We start from the raw sequence: 18,584 nt of genomic DNA on the forward strand, positions 1-18,584 counted from the left end.
TCAATCCATATGCTTGATGCCGACGCGCAGATAATCCCAACCGGTAATCATCGTCAGCACCGCCGCAATCCACAACAGCAGCAACGCCAATTGCTTGAGCAGTATCCAATCTGGCAAGGCCCCAGCCAAAATGATCCCACCAAGCGAGACCAATTGGAATGTTGTTTTCCATTTGGCGAGTTTGGACACGGGCACCGAAATCTGCAGTCCGGCAAGAAATTCGCGCAGGCCCGATACAATCATCTCACGCAACAAAATGATTAAGGCGGCGATCACATGCCATCCTTCCACATCACGGGTAAACACCAACATCAAGATAACGGCGGCAATCATGATTTTGTCCGCAATCGGATCAAGAAAAACACCCAATTTGGAGACTGCGCCTTGCGCCCGCGCCAGATAACCGTCGAAATAATCGGTGATGCCCATCAGGCAATACAGCACAAAAGCAAAAGCATAATCGAGCGGCATCGGTTGCACGCTCATCGGCTTTGTTCCCGGCCACAAAAGAAAAACCAAAATGGGCACCGCGAAAATTCGCGACAGAGTGAGAAGATTGGGCAAGCTAAGCATGCCGCATTGATAGCGTGCTGCGTAGACAAAATCACCTGACTATTTACCTGCCGAAAGAAATGCGCTTTGCCATGCTTCTAACCGGCGGCTAAGACACGGCATATCCTTTGCATAGGAAGCTTGTAATTTTATGGCCACAACAATGTCTTTGATGAACAAGCGCCGTTTTCTGCCGCTTTTCGTCACCCAGTTTCTTAACGCTTTCAACGATAATTTCTACAAAATGGCGATGGTGATGTTGGTCACCTATGAAATTTATTCGGACCCTACGCAGGAAGCGAATTTTAACGCAATTGCAGGCGCGCTGTTCATCTTACCATTTTTTCTGTTTTCCGCACTGGCGGGGCAATTGGCCGATACGATTGAAAAAACCAAAGTCATCCGCATGGTCAAAACGGCCGAGATATTCATCATGCTATTTGGGGCGGCGGGCATATATCTTCACAATATTCCGGTAATGCTCGCCGCCTTGTTCGCGATGGGCGTGCATTCGACATTTTTCGGACCCATAAAATATGCCATCCTGCCGCAACATCTGAAAAAAGATGAGGTTCTGGGCGGCACTGGCCTTGTGGAGGCTGGAACCTATTTAGCTATTTTGGGTGGTACTATTGCAGGCGGCGTTATCCCCGGTGACATTGCTGGCGTCGGCATCATCATTGTTGCCATCATTGGACGGGTGACCGCGCAGTCCGTTCCAAATGCCCCACCAGAAAGCGACGCGCCGACCGCCAAAATGGATTGGAACATTTTCCGCAGCAGTTGGCAGTTAGTGCGCGACACAATGCACATCCCCCATCTCTTCATGGCAATCATGGCCATTAGCTTTTTTTGGGGCATTGGCGCCGTCTTGGGATCGATTTTCCCGCCTATGGTTAAGAATGCCATTGGCGGCGACAACACGGTCGCAACGCTGTTCACAGCGTTTTTCTCGGTAGGTATCGCCATTGGTTCGATTGCAATAAACCGCCTACTCAAGGGAACAGTATCGGCGAAATATGCCCCCGCATCGGTTATTGTGATGGGGCTGTTCGTTCTCGACCTATGGTGGACCGTAAGCCATTGGGGTCCGGTCGGTAAAGAGTTGATGAATTGGTATGATTTCCTGATGCTTGGCAAAGGCGAACGGATGATTGTCGACCTGCTGGGCATTTCTATTGCAGGCGGGATGTTTGTGGTGCCTCTTTATGCGTTTTTGACCACCACCGTTGCGAAATCGCAAACCGCGCGGACCATTGCGGCCAATAACATTGTGAATTCGGGCGCTATGGTGATTGGCGCGATTATTTACAGCCTTCTGGTAAGCGCTGGCGTTAGCATTGCCGACACTTTGTTCATGATTGCAGCAGCCTGTTTGATATCCGCTTGGATCGCTTGGCGGCTCCATAAAGCGAGCGACATTGTCGCGCTGCAGGTCACATCATAACATAGGTGAACGCAGCAAAGGGGTGGAGAATCATAGCATGAAAATCTCAGGCAAAACCGCATTGGTGACGGGCGGAACAGACGGCATTGGTCTGGAAATCGCGCGCCAGTTGACAGCAAAAGGCGCAACCGTGCTTGTATGTGGTCGCCGCGAAGACGCGCTGGCATCCGCGCGGGCGGAAGGTCTTGAGGCCATTCAAGCGGACCTTTCTACCCCCGCTGGCTGTGCGGCGCTTGCCGCTGCTTTGGCGGATCGCCCTATCGACATGCTTATAAACAATGCGGGAATGAGTGGAAATTTCGGCCCCGGGGAACCCCTTGACCTTGCGCTGACGGATCAGGCTATTTTCCTAAACCTTAACGCGCCACTGCATCTGATTGGCCATTTCCTGCCGAACTTATTGAAGCGGCCAGAGGCGGTGATCGTCAATGTCACCTCAGGCCTTGCCATTGCACCGCGCGCGGGCGGTCCAGTCTATTGCGCGACGAAGTCTGGTTTGCGTAGTTTCACCCAATCTTTGCGCCACAATTTACGCGACACACATATCCATGTGATTGAAGCCCTCCCACCCGTGGTTGATACCGCGATGACGCGTGGCCGGATAAGCGGCAATAAAATGTCGGCCAAACAATGTGCGGCAGAGATAGTGGATGCCATTGCGACTAATGCCAAGGAGGCCAATGTCGGCATGGTGAAGCTATTACGGCTTATCTACTCGCTATCACCCGCCCTTGTGCGGCGGATCATGATCAAATTTTAAGGGTCAATCGGAACCCGCGAAGTTGGTTTCCCAATTGAGAAACCCGCAATCTGCAATGTCGGGAAAATAAGTGGTGCCCCAGGCCCGACTCGAACGGGCACTCCTCTCGGAACAGGATTTTGAATCCAGCGCGTCTACCATTCCACCACTGGGGCACATCTTTGTCGAGCGAACCCGATAAAGCGGAGGCCCCTCTAACCGAGCCTCCGCTATGATGCAAGTGCATCCTTAATTCTTCCGCTCCTCTATTTTTTGAGCTCTTTTGCGAGTGTCTTGAGCGTAGCCTTGCCATAAGGGGCTTTGAACCCACCCATGCCGGCAACATCAACGCCGGTCTGGCGATAGACGGCGCGCATATGGCTAAACGTCTTGAACCCGTCTGCGCCATGATAATTGCCCATGCCCGATGGCCCAACGCCACCAAAGGGCAGGTCTTCCATCGCATTGTGAAAGACCACATCATTGACAGTCACACCGCCAGAAACAGTCCGCGTCAGCACGCAATCTTCTTCGGCTTTGTCCGATCCAAAATAATAGAGGCCAAGTGGCCGGTCATGCGCATTCACATAATCAATGGCCTCATCCATCGTTGAATAGGTCATCACAGGCAGGATGGGGCCGAAAATTTCTTCCTGCATCACCTTCATATCGTCGGTGACGTTGCGGACGATGGTCAGCGGCATTTTGTTGCCGTTGGACGTGGCAAATTCCTCATTGGCCGGGTTTACCTCAATAAGCTCAGCGCCCTTTTCGCGCGCATCGTCGAGATAGCTCTGCAAACGTTCATAATTGCGGCCATTCACGACCGACGTGTAATCGTCATTGTGCAGCAATTTTGGATATTGCGCGGTGACGCCAGCCTTCACAGCCTCAATGACATCATGCTCCTGATCGCTTGGCACCAACAAATAATCGGGCGCGAGGCAGATTTGGCCAGCATTCATCATCTTGCCCAATGCGATCCGCTCGCCCGCTTTTTTCTTGTCCGCGCTGCGGCCAATGATGGTCGGCGACTTGCCGCCAAGTTCCAATGTGACCGGTACCAGATTGTCGGCGGCGGCGCGCATGATATGCTTGCCAACGCTCGTTGCGCCGGTGAAGATCATATGGTCAAAGGCCAGCTTGGAAAAAGCCATGCCGACGTCCGCGCCGCCGGTGAAAACCGCCATTTCCTCTTCGGCGAAATATTTGGGCACCAGTTCTTCAAACAAGGCCGACACCCGCTCTGTAAATTCAGAGGGTTTGATCATCGCGCGGTTACCGGCGGCGAGAATACCCGCCATGGGCACCATCACCATGCCAACAGGGAAGTTCCAAGGCGCAACGACGCCGACCACGCCCTTGGGCTGGAACACGACCTCCGCCTTGGCCCCGATAAGGCCCAACGGAAAGGTGGGTTTGCGCTTCTCGCCCTTGGCCCAGCTTTCAAAATGCTTCTTCGCGTGCTTCATCGCACTGACAGAAGGCATGATATCGGTGAGCAATGTTTGCTCACGGCTGCGATGGCCGAAATCTGCCGAAACGGCCTTTGCAAAATCTTCGGCATGGTCGATCAACAAAGCAATCGCGCGATCCATACGGTCGCGGCGTACCGACATTGGTTCCGGCATCGCAGCGGTAAACGCGGCGCGCTGTTTTTCGAGCACAGTCTGCATATTTGCGGTCATTCTTTCTCTCCCTTTAATCAGTTGATGATTTGCTAGCGCGAAGCGTTGCACATTGAAACCATTTTGGCGTATCGACAGTGCGAACACGCGCAAAGCGTCGCGACGGAATGGAGAGAACATGATCGAGGCAGGCAAAAAATGGACGCCACCTGCGGGTTGGCCAGTGATGACTCGTGATCAGGTAAAGGCCGCCTTGTGTGCGCCGGGCATGCCATTTGAAATGGAAACTGCTGTGATTGAGGGCGTGCCAACGCGCGTCTGGAAAAATGCCTTGCCCAATCTTGCCGTGCTGGCCGGACATGCCAAAGTGGCATTCGGTGACCGCGAATTCGTAGTGTATGAGGATGAGCGCGTTACCTATGACGCCTGGCATCGCGCCGTAGCGTCCTTGGCGCAGGCGCTAAAAGAATGCGGTATTAAAAAGGGCGACCGCGTCGGCCTTGCAATGCGTAACTTACCCGAATGGCCGGTCGCCTTTTTCGCCGCTGCCGTGACGGGCGCAATTGTTGTGCCGTTGAACGCATGGTGGACCGGCGAAGAGTTGGTCTTTGGTATGGCCGATTCGGGCGCAGCTGTTTTAATCTGCGATGCTGAACGCTGGGACCGCATTGCACCGTACAAAGCCGAAATGCCCGCGCTGCAACATGTGATGGTTGCGCGCAGCGGTGGGGCCGCGATGGCAGAGCCTGCTACCCCGCTCGAAAATATAATTGGCGAACCCAAAAGCTATTCTAATTTGCCAGACCTGCCCTTGCCGGACGTCGCAATAGCACCTGATGATGCCGTCACTATTTTCTACACGAGCGGCACAACCGGCAAACCCAAGGGCGCATTGGGATCACATCGCAATTTGCTCACCAATGGCTTGTCCAGTGCCTATTCGGGCGCGGCGACGGTGCTGCGTCGGGGCGATTCTTTGCCAGAGCCCAGCATTCGGGCTTCCTTGCTTGTGATCCCGATGTTCCACGTCACCGCCTGTTCGGCATCGATGATCCCTACGATTCAAGCTGGCCACAAAATCATATTATTGCACAAATGGGATACCGTGAAAGCATTCGAGATTATCGAGCGCGAAAAGGTCAATGCCACGGGCGGCGTACCGTTTATCGCTTGGCAGTTGATCGAACATCCAGACCGCGAAAAATATGATCTCAGTTCTATCGACGCGATCAGCTATGGCGGTGCACCATCTGCGCCGGAATTGGTGAGCAAAATCCACGAAATATTCGGCGCTTTGCCCGGCAATGGCTGGGGCATGACCGAAACCATGGCGACCGTAACTTCGCACTTGGCTGAAGATTATCTCAATCGTCCGGAGAGCTGCGGCCCGGCGGTCGCGGTATCCGATCTGAAAATCATGTCCGAGGATGGCACCACGGAATTGCCCATTGGTGAAGTAGGCGAATTATGGGCACGCGGCCCGCAAATCGTTAAAGGCTATTGGAACCGTCCCGACGCCACCGCCGAAACATTTGTCGATGGCTGGGTGCGTACAGGCGACCTTGCGCGGGTGGATGACGAAGGTTTCTGCTTCATCGTTGACCGTGCAAAGGACATGATCATTCGCGGTGGCGAGAATATCTATTCGTCGGAAGTCGAAAATATTCTCTACGAACATCCTGCCGTTACCGACGCAGCTTTGGTGGGCATCCCGCATCAAACCTTAGGCGAAGAACCCGCAGCCGTCGTGCATTTGGCACCCGGCATGACCGCTACGGAGGAGGAGCTTCGACATTATGTCAGCGAACGTCTCGCGAAGTTCAAGGTGCCGGTAAAGATCATCTTCACGCAGGATACTTTACCTCGCAACGCCAATGGCAAGATCCTGAAACGCGATTTGAAGGCCTTGTTCTGAGGCGGCGACCAAGGGTGATTCACGTTTGTTTTTGACGGATCGGCGGCCTATAGGGCGTTAAATCCAAGTCAAAGGAAACTCCCATGCGCAACGCCGATCCCGTCGTAATCCTGTCCTACGCCCGCACGCCCATGGGCGCGATGCAGGGGGCATTGGCGGACGTTTCGGCAACCGACCTTGGCGCGACCGCAGTAAAGGCCGCAGTGGAACGCGCGGGAGTCGATGGCGCCATGATTGAGCGCATCTACATGGGCTGCGTTCTTCCCGCTGGCTTGGGCCAAGCGCCTGCCCGTCAAGCCGCGATCAAGGCTGGCTTGCCCAAATCGGTGCAGGCAACGACGGTGAACAAAGTATGCGGATCGGGCATGCAAACCGTTATCATGGGCAGCGAGGCGATCGTCGCCGGCTCAGTCGATTATGTTATCGCGGGCGGCATGGAAAGCATGACCAATGCGCCTTATTTGCTGAAAAAGCATCGCAGCGGCGCGCGCATTGGCCATGACACGGCCTATGACCATATGTTCTTGGATGGCTTGGAAGACGCCTATGAGGCTGGACGCGCCATGGGCACATTCGCGCAAGACACCGCCAATGATTATCAACTGACCCGCGAGGCGCAGGATGCCTACGCGATTGAATCGCTGCGGCGCGCACAAAAAGCGATTGCCGATGGCGCGTTCAAGCAGGAAATCGTCGCTGTGACCGTTGCCACGCGCAAAGGCGATGTCATTGTCGACACAGACGAACAACCCGGCAAGGGCATGCCCGACAAAATTCCCACACTGAAAGCAGCTTTTGCCAAGGACGGCACGATTACAGCGGCAACCAGCTCTTCCATCTCCGATGGCGCAGCAGCGCTTGTCCTCGCGCGTCAGTCGGTCGCCGATGCCAATGGCCAAACACCCGTTGCCCGCATCATTGCCCATGCCGCGCATGCGCAGGAACCATCAGCATTTACCACGGCACCTGTCGGCGCGATCAACAAATGCTTGGAAAAGGCCGGTTGGACCATCGATGATGTCGACCTGTTTGAAGTGAATGAGGCCTTTGCCTGCGTCGCCATGTTTGCGATGCATGACCTTGGCATATCGCATGACAAGATTAATGTTCATGGCGGCGCTACCGCGCTTGGCCATCCCATTGGTGCGTCAGGCGCGCGGATTATTACAACCTTGGTTGCGGCACTGCAACGTCATGGCAAGACACGCGGCATCGCGTCCTTGTGCATTGGCGGCGGTGAGGCGACGGCGCTGGCGATTGAGTTAATCTAAACGGCTACCACGCGGGGCTATATGCATATCGTTTTCGTCCTGTTCGACAATGTAACGCAGCTCGATTTCACGGGGCCCGTGCAGTTTTTGTCCCGCCTGCCCGGCGCGCAGGTGCACGTCGTTACCAAAGATGGCGCAGCGGTCACAACCGACTGCGGTTTTTCAATCTTGCCGCGCTCCAGCTTTGCCGATTGTCCGCAAGCCGACATTTTATGCGTGCCCGGCGGGCATGGCGTCCGCGATGCGATTGCCGATACCGCCCTTGTCGATTTTGTCCGGCAACAAGCCAAGGGTGCGGATTATATCACCAGCGTGTGTACCGGCGCGTTCATCCTTGGCGCGGCAGGCTATCTTCAAGGTAAAAAGGCAACGTGCCATTGGGCCTATACGCAGTTGCTCCCCCTGTTCGGCGCAACGCACGTGCCAGCGCGCGTCGTGCATGATGGCAATTTGATAACCGCAGGCGGCGTCACCTCAGGTATTGATTTCGCGCTGAACCTTATTGCGAAAATCGCGAGCGAAGATGTCGCAAGGACCATTCAATTGGCACTCGAATATGATCCCGCGCCTCCCTTCGGCGGCGGTTCCCTCAAAAGTTCCTCAGATGAAACAGTCCATAATCTGCGCGCGCGCGTTTACGACAAGGCAGCTGCCGAAATGAAAATGGCCATTCAACATATAATTTAATCCGCCGATTAAATTCATACTGGACGCGCACGCGGCATCGGCATAGCTTCTCCTTTCGGGGGAGAGATAAAATGACAAAAAAGATTTTGGCCGCTGCTGCATTGTTAAGCGCTGCATTGCTATTGGGTTCCTGCCAAAAATCGGCGATGGATTCGGACAATCCAGCCTTTGCCGCGATTGACGGTGATTATTTGAAAACCGGGGGTGACGGCGCCAACTGGGCGATGACCGGTTTCAATTATAATGAACAACGGCACAGCCCGTTGACGCTGATTAACGACAGCAATGTGCAGGACTTAGGCATCGCCTGGTTTACCGACCTACCAGATGCACGCGGGCAAGAAGCAACGCCGGTGGTCGTCGATGGCAAAATGTTTGTCTCCACCGCGTGGTCGAAAGTTTTTGCCTATGACGCCAAAACCGGAAAACCATTATGGAGTTTCGACCCCGAAGTAGACAAAGCGCGCGGCGTCAAAGCTTGCTGCGACGTAGTCAATCGCGGTGTCGCTTTTTGGAAGGGCAGTGTTTTCGTCGGTACCATTGATGGTCGTCTGATTTCTCTCAATGCGAGCACCGGAAAGCAGAATTGGAGCGCGCAGACGCTTGATCTCGAATCGAACGGCACCATCACCGGCGTCCCGCGTGTGGTGAAGGACAAGGTTGTTATCGGCTTTGGTGGCGCGGAATTTGGCGCACGCGGTTATGTCACCGCTTATGATGCGGCCACCGGTAAAAAGGCATGGCGTTTCTACACCACGCCAAATCCTAAAGGCGAACCGGACAACGCGGCCAGCGACAAAATCCTCAAAACCGCAGCAACCAAAACCTGGAGCGCGAAGCCCAAAAAGGGTGACTGGCGTGAAAGCGGGGGCGGCGGGACCGTGTGGGACGCGATTGTGTATGATGCCGAACTCGATCAGCTGTATCTCGGCGTTGGCAATGGCAACCCGTGGAACCATGGCATAAGATCCAATGGAGAAGGCGACAATCTGTTCCTCTCGTCCATCGTCGCGCTCAAACCCGACACTGGCGAATATGTGTGGCATTATCAGGAAACCCCAGCAGAAAGCTGGGACTATACCGCGACGCAGCCGATCATCTTGGCTACCGAAACGCGTGGCGGCAAAGAACGCAAAGTTTTGTATCACGCACCCAAAAATGGATTTTTCTTCACGATAGACCGGTCGAATGGCAAATTGCTGTCGGCCGACCCGTTTATTGATGGCATCACCTGGGCGACTGGGTATGACCTAAAAACCGGGCGTCCGATTGAAAATCCAGAAGCGCGTTACGAAAAAACTGGCAAGCTATATCTGGCGAACCCGTCGGCACTTGGCGCGCATAATTGGCACCCGATGAGCTTCAACCCGGCAACGGGCTTGGTCTATATTCCAGCTATGTATATCGGCGGCGCATATCTCCCGCCAATTGCACCAAATGAGATGGAGCGTAAAAAACTTGGCTTTAATATCGGCGGCGCGATGGCAACGGCGGACCTTCCGGATGATGTCAATTTCGTAAAGGCGGTGAAGGCCGCTACGACTGGTAAATTGGTGGCGTTTGATCCCAAGACGGGCAAAGCCAAATGGACCGTCAACCATCCCGCATCTTGGAATGGCGGGACAATGACCACGGCCGGAAACCTTGTGTTCCAAGGCACAGCGATGGGCGAATTCCGCGCTTATGCGGCGGATACGGGCAAGCAGTTGCTCAACCTCAATGTGCAGTCTGGCGTATTGTCCGGCGCGTCCACTTACACTGTCGATGGCGAACAATATGTGGCGTTCCTCACGAGCAAGGGCGGCGCTTTCCCCTTGGTGTCTGGCTATGCAGGATCAACGAGCGCGGCTGTACCCAATCTGCCGCGCTTGATCGTTCTGAAACTGGGCGGCAAAGTCACTTTGCCAGCCTTGCCAGAAACCGCACCTTATGTGTGGAAACCGACCAAGCAGTTCGGGACGCCAGCTGATATCGCGGCGGGGGGGTCCAATTATCAACGTTATTGCCTCGTCTGCCACGGCCCTGGCGCGGTTGGCAACGGCGTGCTGCCGGACTTACGCAAATCGGGTACGATTGCCGATGCGGCTACATGGAAATCCGTTGTCATCGACGGTATCTTGAAAGGCAATGGTATGGTCAGCTTTAGCAGCGTACTAAGCCCCAAAGAAGCCGAGCAAGTGCGCGCTTATGTTGTCAGCCGTGCGCATTATGCGAAGGCCAATGACGCGGCCTTAAGCGGCGGCACAAAAAGAGCAGCCAAGTAAAATCTGCTGCCCATGAATCTGGCATCTGCCTAAAATTTAGGCAGATGCCATTGCCTCAATCTCTTAAAAATCGGGAATTTGTGCGCCACCCGATTTGGCACGATACTTGATAGGATAACCCTATCATACGTGCGCGCGGAGCCTATGCCTCACGCGTCATACAAGGAAATGTTATGAAAAAGATCGAAGCGATCATCAAGCCGTTCAAGCTGGACGAAGTGAAAGAGGCGCTGCACGAAGTTGGCGTATCGGGCATCACCGTGACCGAAGCCAAGGGCTTTGGCCGTCAAAAGGGCCATACCGAATTATATCGCGGCGCCGAATATGTCGTAGACTTCTTGCCCAAGGTAAAGCTCGAGGTTGTCGTTGAAGACGGTCTTGCCGATCGCGTCGTTGAGGCGATTGCCGCCGCCGCGCAAACGGGCCGCATTGGCGATGGCAAGATTTTCGTTATCCCCGTTGAGACCGCGCTGCGCATTCGCACAGGCGAACGCGATAACGACGCCGTATAAACCATCCAAATCACCAAAAAGAAACGCAAAAGAAGGAACGCATTATGGGCACTTCAGCCAAAGACATCATCAAACGCATCAAGGATGAGGAAATCGAGTGGGTCGATGTACGCTTCACCGATCCCAAGGGTAAATGGCAACATCTGACGATGTGCGCCGGCGTCATTGGCGAGGATGAATTGGAAGACGGCCTGATGTTCGACGGCTCTTCGATTGAAGGCTGGAAAGCGATCAACGAATCCGACATGATCCTGAAGCCAGATCTCGATGCGGTATATGTTGACCCATTCTCAGCAACGCCGATGATGATCATCTTCTGCGACATTGTTGAGCCATCGACCGGTGAGTTATACAGCCGCGATCCGCGTTCGACCGCCAAGCGCGCCGAAGCCTATCTGAAGACTACGGGCATTGGCGATACCGTTTATGTCGGTCCAGAAGCCGAATTCTTCATGTTCGACGATGTGCGTTTCGAAAACAGCTACAACACGTCTTATTACAAGATTGATGATATCGAATTGCCAACCAACAGCGGCACGAAATATGAAAGCGGCAATATGGGCCACCGCCCACGCGCCAAGGGCGGTTATTTCCCTGTCGCACCTGTCGACAGCGCTATGGATATCCGTGGCGAAATGGTTTCGACCATGTTGGAAATGGGTTTGCCATGCGACAAGCATCACCATGAAGTTGCTGCAGCCCAACATGAGCTTGGCTTGACCTTTGGTACGCTGACGCAGACCGCTGACCGTATGCAGATCTACAAATATGTCGTGCATCAGGTGGCGCACGCTTATGGCAAGACCGCAACGTTCATGCCAAAGCCTATCAAGGAAGATAACGGCTCAGGCATGCACACCCATTTGTCGATCTGGGAAGGTAAGACACCGCTCTTCGCCGGCGATGGCTATGCTGGCTTGTCGGAAATGTGCCTGTTTTTCATTGGCGGCATCATCAAGCATGCCAAGGCAATTAACGCATTCTCCAACCCGACCACCAACAGCTACAAGCGTTTGGTTCCGGGTTATGAAGCCCCTGTGTTACTCGCTTATTCGGCGCGTAACCGCTCCGCCTCTTGCCGTATCCCTTATGGCGCTGGTGCCAAGGCAAAGCGCGTAGAAGTCCGCTTCCCTGACGCAATGGCCAATCCATATCTGTGCTATGCTGCGTTGTTCATGGCTGGACTCGACGGTATTCAAAACAAAATCCACCCAGGCGAAGCCATGGATAAGAACCTGTACGACCTGCCACCAGCAGAACTGGCACAAGTCCCAACCGTTGCCGGTTCACTGCGCGAAGCGCTTGATGCCCTGGCCGCGGATCATGACTTCTTGTTGAAGGGTGATGTGTTCTCGAAGGACCAGATTGAAAGCTATATCGAACTGAAGATGGAAGACGTCGCCCGTTGGGAAATGACGCCAAGCCCTGTCGAGTTCGACATGTATTATAGCTACTGATCCTAACGCATCGGATCAGTGCTAAAGGCCCGGCGGTTGGGGGACTGCCGGGCCTTATTTTTTGGCTTTAATTGTTGCGCGATTGGCGTTCGCTTTGTTGAAAGCGGATCGTTAGCCGGTCCAGGCGCCGCTGTATCATCTGCCTTTCACGCTGGGTGAAGCGGCCGTCCCGATTGAACTGGCGGTTCTGCGCTTCAATCGCGGTCAGCTCACGACGCGCATATTGTGCTGCCGTCCGGTTCATGTGCTGCGATTGCACTGCGTTAGGGATATATGCCCGCATCCAACTGATCCGTCCCGCAATATCCGTTGGCATTTGGTTCAGTGCGTATTGCCCTGTGCCTGGGCGATATGGGTTGTTCGGACCGTTATCGTTGTTCTGATAACTGCCCTGCCGTGTTGAAACCCAGCGACCCCGCGCGTCATAATAGCCATAGGCTCGGCCAGTGACCCAGCGACCGCTGGTGTCGTAATAGCCGGGCTGCTCCACCGCATTCCAATTAGCGCTGTTTTCATTCGCATATCCCGTATCACCGGCAATCCATCGGCCACGTGCGTCATACCGGCCACGCGTGGGGCCTGCGACCCAACGACCGTTGGTGTCGTAATAGCCCGTAGCCATGCCGCCTACCCACTGATTGTTGCGGTCATAATAGCCGACGGATGATGCAGGCACCCAATTACCAGCTCGGTCGATATAGCCGGCGTTTTCAAGATCGCCGTTCGCCGTGAAACATCGCCCATTGTCATAATATCCGTTTGGTTGACCATCAACCCAAGTGCCATTGCGATCATAATAGCCACGGGCATCGGACGTGCTGACGCCTGTTGCGTGCCAACGGCCTTGCTCATCGTAAAAACCATAAGCCGTGCGACAATTGCCACGGTCTGATTTTGATACCTGATTGCCGATAACCGCACCAACTATAGCGCCGATTATCGCGCCCTCGGTCTTGTCGCCGCGCCCGGCGACGACATTCCCCAATACACCGCCTGCGCCTGCGCCAATGACGGTACCAACAATCCGGCCATTGCCGTCACGCCGACAACCATCGTCCTGCGCCATAACAATTGAAGGGGTCAAAATAGATAGCGCGATTCCAGTTAGAAAAATCGAATTTTTCATGAGCTTCTCTTTTCACGTAAATGTTTCGTGAAAGTGTAATTGGTTCTGCAGCGTTTTGTTCCATTTCGCCACCTTCCCAAGCTACAGTTTGGGGACAAAAGGCCCTTTTCAGAGTACGTTTTCGACAGCGATCCGAATGGCATCCGCAAAACTGGCCATGTCCAACTTTCCATGCATCATGATCGGTTCATTTTGACAGTCTGTTTGCTGACCCCAAAGCTGAACGCAATGTTCCTATTGAGACGCGCAAGCACCATTTCGTCTAGCGCCTCCCATTAGCGCCGTGATGATGCCTTCATCACCTTTTCTATAGCCATACGGCAATTTTCATGCGGTATTGAAGCGCCGGCTTTCAGTTCGATAGCAAGGCATTCAGTCGCGCATAGTTACAATCAAGTACAGATAAATAGCACCACCCCCTAACCCACCAGTGGAGGCAATTAGCGGAATATTTAGAGCAATATAGGGGTAAAAGCGGTATAATGGATGGGTTGACACATCAAATGCTTAGGTTACCATCTACTCTCCCGATACTTTTAGAAGTGTCAAATAAAGGGGGGAGAGAAACATGGAAAATCTTACTTTTGGCCAATATTCATTGGTCTATAATGCATTCTCATTTACATTTGCTACCATGGCAGCGGCGACGCTGTTTTTGTGGCTCGGTCGCTCGCAAGTAGGCCCAGCCTACAAGACAGCTCTTACGATTTCCGGCTTGGTTACTGCCATTGCTGCATATCACTACTTCCGTATTTTTCAGAGCTGGGAAGGTGCATATTCCGTTGAAGGCGGCATAGTGACCGCAAGCGGCTATGCATTTAACGACGCCTATCGCTATGTCGATTGGTTGTTAACTGTGCCACTTTTGTTGATTGAGCTTATTCTCGTGATGCGATTGAGCCAAGAAGAAACAGTGTCAAAGTCAATCAAGCTCGGCAGCGCCGCAGCTTTGATGATTGTCTTGGGTTACCCAGGTGAAATCGCAACTGACATTCCAACCCGCGTATTGTGGGGCACATTGTCGGCGATACCATTTGTCTACATTATGTGGCAGCTGTTCGCTGGTCTCGGTGCATCGATTAATAATCAGCCAGAGAATGTTCGCGAATTGGTGAAGAAGGCACGTTTGTTGACCTTCGCATCATGGGGTTTCTACCCGATTGTATACATGATCCCTTACACCAACCTAAGCGGTTCGGACGTAACCGTAGGCGTACAAGTCGGCTATACAATTGCTGACTTGATCGCAAAGGCTGGCGTCGGCGTATTGATCTACATGATCGCAGTACGCAAGTCGCAAGCAGAATATGGCGATAAGGCCCATGGCTAAAAAAAGGACGTGCGTCGCTTCGGCGATGTACATTCCTAAATGACTACAATTTTATACTCGCATTCTGCAGGCGCAACATTTCCAAAAATGTTGCGCCTGTTTGCGTTACCGGTGGCTACTCTTCTGCTGATTTTCGTTGATCGCTTTTGGGGCGTCATGGGCGGCACGCATTCCAATATGCTGGCTGCTGTCGCCATTGTGCTTGCGGGTATACCGCACGGAACATTGGACGTTGAAATTGCCGCGGCCCATTTCGGACAAAAGAGATCTGCCGGCAAGGCCAAGATCATTGGCGGCTATCTCGGCTGTGCAGGTGCCATGGTGCTTTTATGGTTGCAGGTGCCTGAACTAGCGCTGATTTCATTTCTCGTCATCTCCATCGTGCATTTTAGCCGTGATTGGCGTGGCGGCGTTGACCCGTTTTTGGCCATGATGGTCGGATGGGCTTTGGTGGCATTGCCAGCGCTTGCCAGCCCTGACGATGTTGCCATGATATTCGCTGCACTAACCGGCAGCGAAAATGGCGCAGTGATTGCGGCATTACTTGGTGCGGCGTCTGTACCAGCAGCCTTGGGTAGCCTCGTCTTTGCTTATTGGGCATTCCGACATAATGACAAGCAAAGCGCGTTGGAGGTCCTTTCCTGCATCATCGCCGCCATGTTCCTACCGCCGCTTATTGCATTTGCAATATTCTTCTGTGGCCTACATTCGCCGCGCCACATGGCTGACGCGTTGCGCGAAACAGGTGACCTTTCGCCATTGAAGAAGGCCGCTATCATTATCGCAGTATTCGCTTTGTCATTAGGTTTGGGTGCCCTGATGTTCGTGTTTCAAGGCCCCGTTCCCGCTGACATGGGTATCATCCGGACGGCATTCATTTTGATATCCACACTTACTGTCCCGCATTTCATTCTTGAACATATTTTGTCGGACAAAACGCCCGCTTAAATTGGGGCTGTTCAACGCCCTTGCCTCAACCGACAAAGCACGGCACATCAACCCTAACTTAACTAGGAGTAGATTATGAAATTCCGTGCCTTCATGCTGTGCAGCAGCATTGCCTTTGTCGCGCTTTCACCTGTGGCACATGCCAAATTGTCTGCTCCCGAAGCCAAAATGGTCGCGACCGTCGACGCGGAATATGAGCGCTCTATTGCCCTTCTTGAAAAGCTGGTGAACCAGAATTCGGGGACCATGAACTTTCCGGGTGTAAAAACAGTTGGCGACATGATGCGCGTCGAACTGGAGCCGTTGGGCTTCAAGGTTGAATGGATTGATATGGCTAAAGCGGGGCGCTCGGGCCACCTCGTCGCGACTAAGATGGGCAAGAAGGGCACAAAGAAACTATTGCTCATTGCGCATCTCGATACAGTGTTTGAAGCCGATAGCCCGTTCCAGACCTTTGTGCGCAATGGCAATGAAGCCGTCGGTCCAGGTGCTGGCGATGATAAGGGCGGCATGGTTGTCATCGTGTCCGCCCTGCGCGCTATGCAGGCGGCGGGAACGCTGAAGAACGCAAATATAGAAATCCATATGACGGGCGATGAGGAGGATGCCGGCGAGCCGATTGACGTGACACGTGCGCCGTTGATCGCAGCTGGCAAAACCGCGGATGTAGCGCTCGATTTTGAGGGGCTTTCGATTGAGAATGGCAAGGACATGGGCGTCATATCGCGACGGTCATCGAATAGCTGGAAATTGGAAGTGTCGGGTGTCACGGGACACAGCTCCCTGATATTTGACGCCACTTATGGCGATGGCGCGGCTTTTGAACTGGCGCGTATCCTGAACCGGTTCCGCATGGAGCTACCTGAACCGAATTTGACGTTCAACGTCGGCTTGGTAGCAGCTGGTCAGGAAGTGAACGTTGATGCAGATGGCGTCCGCGTGAACGCCAAGGGTAAGACGAATATCATCCCCGGCTTGGCCATGGCGTATGGCGATTTCCGGACATTGTCCGAAGAACAGAGCGCTCGTGTTCGCGTAAAAATGCGCAGCATCGTGGAGGCCTCGGCCCCCAAGACAAAAGCGAAGATCATTTTTGATCCTGGCAGCTACCCTGCCATGGCACCGACCGACGGCAACAAGGCGCTGCTTGCTGGTCTTAACGCTGTCAACCGAGACCTTGGCCTTGCCGGACAGCCTGTTCTGGACCCGCTGAAACGCGGTGCTGGCGATATCAGCTTCGTTGCCAATGATGTGGATGGTCTTGTCGGACTTGGGGTCTACAGCAAGGGCGATCATGCACCCGGGGAGACAGTCGATCTGGCCAGCATCAAGCGCCAAGCAAAGCGGGCAGCCATATTGATGTCGCGACTTTCCCGCGGAAATTAATTTTGGTGCAGCTTGATTACGTCGGCACTTTCAACATCGTATGTGCTTCCACGCAACATTCTATCAGCGCAGGTTGGGCACCCTCACGCCTGCCTATCTAGCATAAAGTGAGATAGGCTTCATGCTATATGAAGCGACGGCTTCATGCTATATGAAGCGACGGCTTCAGCTTTGTCTGCCGTAATTGTGAAATAATGCCCTAGTTTCGCTTTCTGGAACCAAGTCACAGCCCCTCAACAAAAAAGGCGGCGCATTGCTACGCCGCCTTTTCCATGTCGATTAGTTCGAAGTCCTTAGACTACCGTCCCTCGCGCGCGGCCTTGCCAAATACGCGATATTGTTCGTTTCCAACAAATCCGAACTTTGTAATGCCGCTGCGCTTCACCGAGACCAACGCCTTATCAACAGTGTCGTAGGGCGCCGTCGGGGCCGGCTGGAACTGCAGCTCCGGCTCTGGATTCATTGACGTCGTTCGAACCAAATATTGCTCCATTTGCTGCAATGTCACAGGCGTGCCATTCCATTGAATGCTGCTGTTCGGTAGAATTATGATCTTGTTAATCACAGGATCAATTGGGTCGACCGGTGGTGGTGCGTTAGGGTCATTGACCGGAAGGTCAATATTAACGGCGTGCGAAACCGGGGGGATGGTGATCATCAGCATGATGAGGAGAACGAGCATGACGTCGATCAACGGCGTCGTGTTCATTTCCATCATCGGCTGGCCATCATCGTTACCGCCACTCATTGCCATGATGATTGCTCCTTAATTTGCTTACTGGACATTCGCGTTTTCGAATGGCGACGAAATGAAGCCAACGCGCGCGAAACCAGCCATTTGCATGGTGTAAATTGCACCACCTATGCAACGATAGGGCGTGTTAATATCACCGCGGATGTGCGCCTCAGGCAACATCTCAGGCAAGATTTGTCCAGCAGCTGCGGCTTCTTCGCCACCAAGCTTTTCAAATTCGGCCTTCAGATGCTTTGCAGCACGATCGACCAATTCTGTCGAATCGACCGGGGTAACATTCCAGTAAATGCGACACTCGCCACCAGGATTTGCCCCTTGATACGCGGGGTCACCTGGGTCGCGTCCGGCCACATCAGTTGTTGTCACTGACAACAAAACATTTTCACGCTTTGCTTTAGTGGGTTCAAACTTGATGACCGGAATGTCCATTTTCACTGTCTGAATCGCAACCGGAATTGCAATAAGGAACACGATGAAGAGCACCAGCATGACGTCGACGAGCGGCGTCGTGTTGATGTCAGACATTGGCGTATCATTGCCGCCGCCTCCTGAACTGATTGCCATTGGC

Annotated in this window: 16 protein-coding genes and 1 tRNA gene; 11 read left to right on the forward strand and 6 right to left on the reverse strand. The window is 53.6% G+C overall.

Annotated elements, in window-relative coordinates; translation table 11 throughout:
- The gene (pgsA, locus tag D7D48_RS08500) at positions 1-573 is read right to left on the reverse strand and encodes a CDP-diacylglycerol--glycerol-3-phosphate 3-phosphatidyltransferase (protein ID WP_125231003.1); all 573 of its coding nucleotides are present in this window, start codon (positions 571-573) and stop codon (positions 1-3) included.
- Between the two features lie 130 nt (positions 574-703).
- Here pgsA and D7D48_RS08505 point away from each other — a divergent pair, with 130 nt between their 5' ends.
- Both D7D48_RS08505 and D7D48_RS08510 read left to right on the forward strand, forming a co-directional pair.
- The gene (locus tag D7D48_RS08505; protein ID WP_125231004.1) at positions 704-1,999 is read left to right on the forward strand and encodes an MFS transporter; all 1,296 of its coding nucleotides are present in this window, start codon (positions 704-706) and stop codon (positions 1,997-1,999) included.
- Between the two features lie 37 nt (positions 2,000-2,036).
- Complete coding sequence (locus D7D48_RS08510; RefSeq protein WP_125231005.1) at positions 2,037-2,759, forward strand: SDR family oxidoreductase; 723 nt, start codon at positions 2,037-2,039, stop codon at positions 2,757-2,759.
- Between the two features lie 71 nt (positions 2,760-2,830).
- Here D7D48_RS08510 and D7D48_RS08515 read toward each other — a convergent pair.
- Positions 2,831-2,914 (reverse strand) — tRNA-Leu (locus D7D48_RS08515).
- 90 nt (positions 2,915-3,004) lie between these two features.
- Entirely contained in the window at positions 3,005-4,426 is a 1,422-nt protein-coding gene (locus D7D48_RS08520; RefSeq protein ID WP_125231006.1) for a coniferyl aldehyde dehydrogenase, read from the reverse strand.
- A 118-nt stretch (positions 4,427-4,544) separates the two neighbouring features.
- Between D7D48_RS08520 and D7D48_RS08525 the strand changes: the two genes are divergently transcribed.
- The 6 genes from D7D48_RS08525 (at position 4,545) to glnA (ending at position 12,472) form a co-directional block, all read left to right on the forward strand.
- Complete coding sequence (locus D7D48_RS08525) at positions 4,545-6,281, forward strand: class I adenylate-forming enzyme family protein (RefSeq protein ID WP_125231007.1); 1,737 nt, start codon at positions 4,545-4,547, stop codon at positions 6,279-6,281.
- An 83-nt stretch (positions 6,282-6,364) separates the two neighbouring features.
- Entirely contained in the window at positions 6,365-7,552 is a 1,188-nt protein-coding gene (locus D7D48_RS08530; protein ID WP_125231008.1) for an acetyl-CoA C-acyltransferase, read from the forward strand.
- A gap of 21 nt (positions 7,553-7,573) precedes the next feature.
- Entirely contained in the window at positions 7,574-8,239 is a 666-nt protein-coding gene (locus D7D48_RS08535; RefSeq protein WP_125231009.1) for a DJ-1/PfpI family protein, read from the forward strand.
- A 71-nt stretch (positions 8,240-8,310) separates the two neighbouring features.
- Positions 8,311-10,503 carry a PQQ-dependent dehydrogenase, methanol/ethanol family gene (locus tag D7D48_RS08540; protein ID WP_125231010.1) on the forward strand — a complete coding sequence of 731 codons (2,193 nt, stop codon included), beginning with the start codon at positions 8,311-8,313 and terminating at the stop codon, positions 10,501-10,503.
- Between the two features lie 173 nt (positions 10,504-10,676).
- Positions 10,677-11,015, forward strand: a complete 339-nt coding sequence (locus D7D48_RS08545; RefSeq protein WP_125231011.1) for a P-II family nitrogen regulator — start codon at positions 10,677-10,679, stop codon at positions 11,013-11,015.
- A 44-nt stretch (positions 11,016-11,059) separates the two neighbouring features.
- A complete protein-coding gene (gene glnA, locus D7D48_RS08550) occupies positions 11,060-12,472 on the forward strand; it encodes a type I glutamate--ammonia ligase (protein WP_125231012.1) in 1,413 nt (470 codons plus the stop codon).
- A 67-nt stretch (positions 12,473-12,539) separates the two neighbouring features.
- Here the strand turns inward: glnA and D7D48_RS08555 are convergent, their stop codons facing one another.
- Entirely contained in the window at positions 12,540-13,598 is a 1,059-nt protein-coding gene (locus D7D48_RS08555; protein WP_125231013.1) for a glycine zipper 2TM domain-containing protein, read from the reverse strand.
- Positions 13,599-14,166: 568 nt separating this feature from the next.
- Here D7D48_RS08555 and D7D48_RS08560 point away from each other — a divergent pair.
- The 3 genes from D7D48_RS08560 (at position 14,167) to D7D48_RS08570 (ending at position 17,262) form a co-directional block, all read left to right on the forward strand.
- Positions 14,167-14,928: a bacteriorhodopsin-like gene (locus tag D7D48_RS08560; RefSeq protein WP_125231014.1), complete on the forward strand. Its 762-nt coding sequence runs from the start codon at positions 14,167-14,169 to the stop codon at positions 14,926-14,928.
- Positions 14,929-15,015: 87 nt separating this feature from the next.
- Positions 15,016-15,876: a Brp/Blh family beta-carotene 15,15'-dioxygenase gene (locus tag D7D48_RS08565; RefSeq protein ID WP_185739828.1), complete on the forward strand. Its 861-nt coding sequence runs from the start codon at positions 15,016-15,018 to the stop codon at positions 15,874-15,876.
- Positions 15,877-15,951: 75 nt separating this feature from the next.
- Complete coding sequence (locus D7D48_RS08570) at positions 15,952-17,262, forward strand: M20/M25/M40 family metallo-hydrolase (protein WP_125231016.1); 1,311 nt, start codon at positions 15,952-15,954, stop codon at positions 17,260-17,262.
- Positions 17,263-17,560: 298 nt separating this feature from the next.
- Here the strand turns inward: D7D48_RS08570 and D7D48_RS08575 are convergent, their stop codons facing one another.
- Positions 17,561-18,016, reverse strand: a complete 456-nt coding sequence (locus D7D48_RS08575; protein ID WP_125231017.1) for an ExbD/TolR family protein — start codon at positions 18,014-18,016, stop codon at positions 17,561-17,563.
- Positions 18,017-18,037: 21 nt separating this feature from the next.
- Complete coding sequence (locus D7D48_RS08580; RefSeq protein WP_125231018.1) at positions 18,038-18,580, reverse strand: ExbD/TolR family protein; 543 nt, start codon at positions 18,578-18,580, stop codon at positions 18,038-18,040.
- Positions 18,581-18,584: the final 4 nt, after the last annotated feature.

This window comes from Sphingorhabdus wooponensis (genome assembly GCF_003933235.1).
Classification (GTDB): domain Bacteria; phylum Pseudomonadota; class Alphaproteobacteria; order Sphingomonadales; family Sphingomonadaceae; genus Sphingorhabdus_B; species Sphingorhabdus_B wooponensis.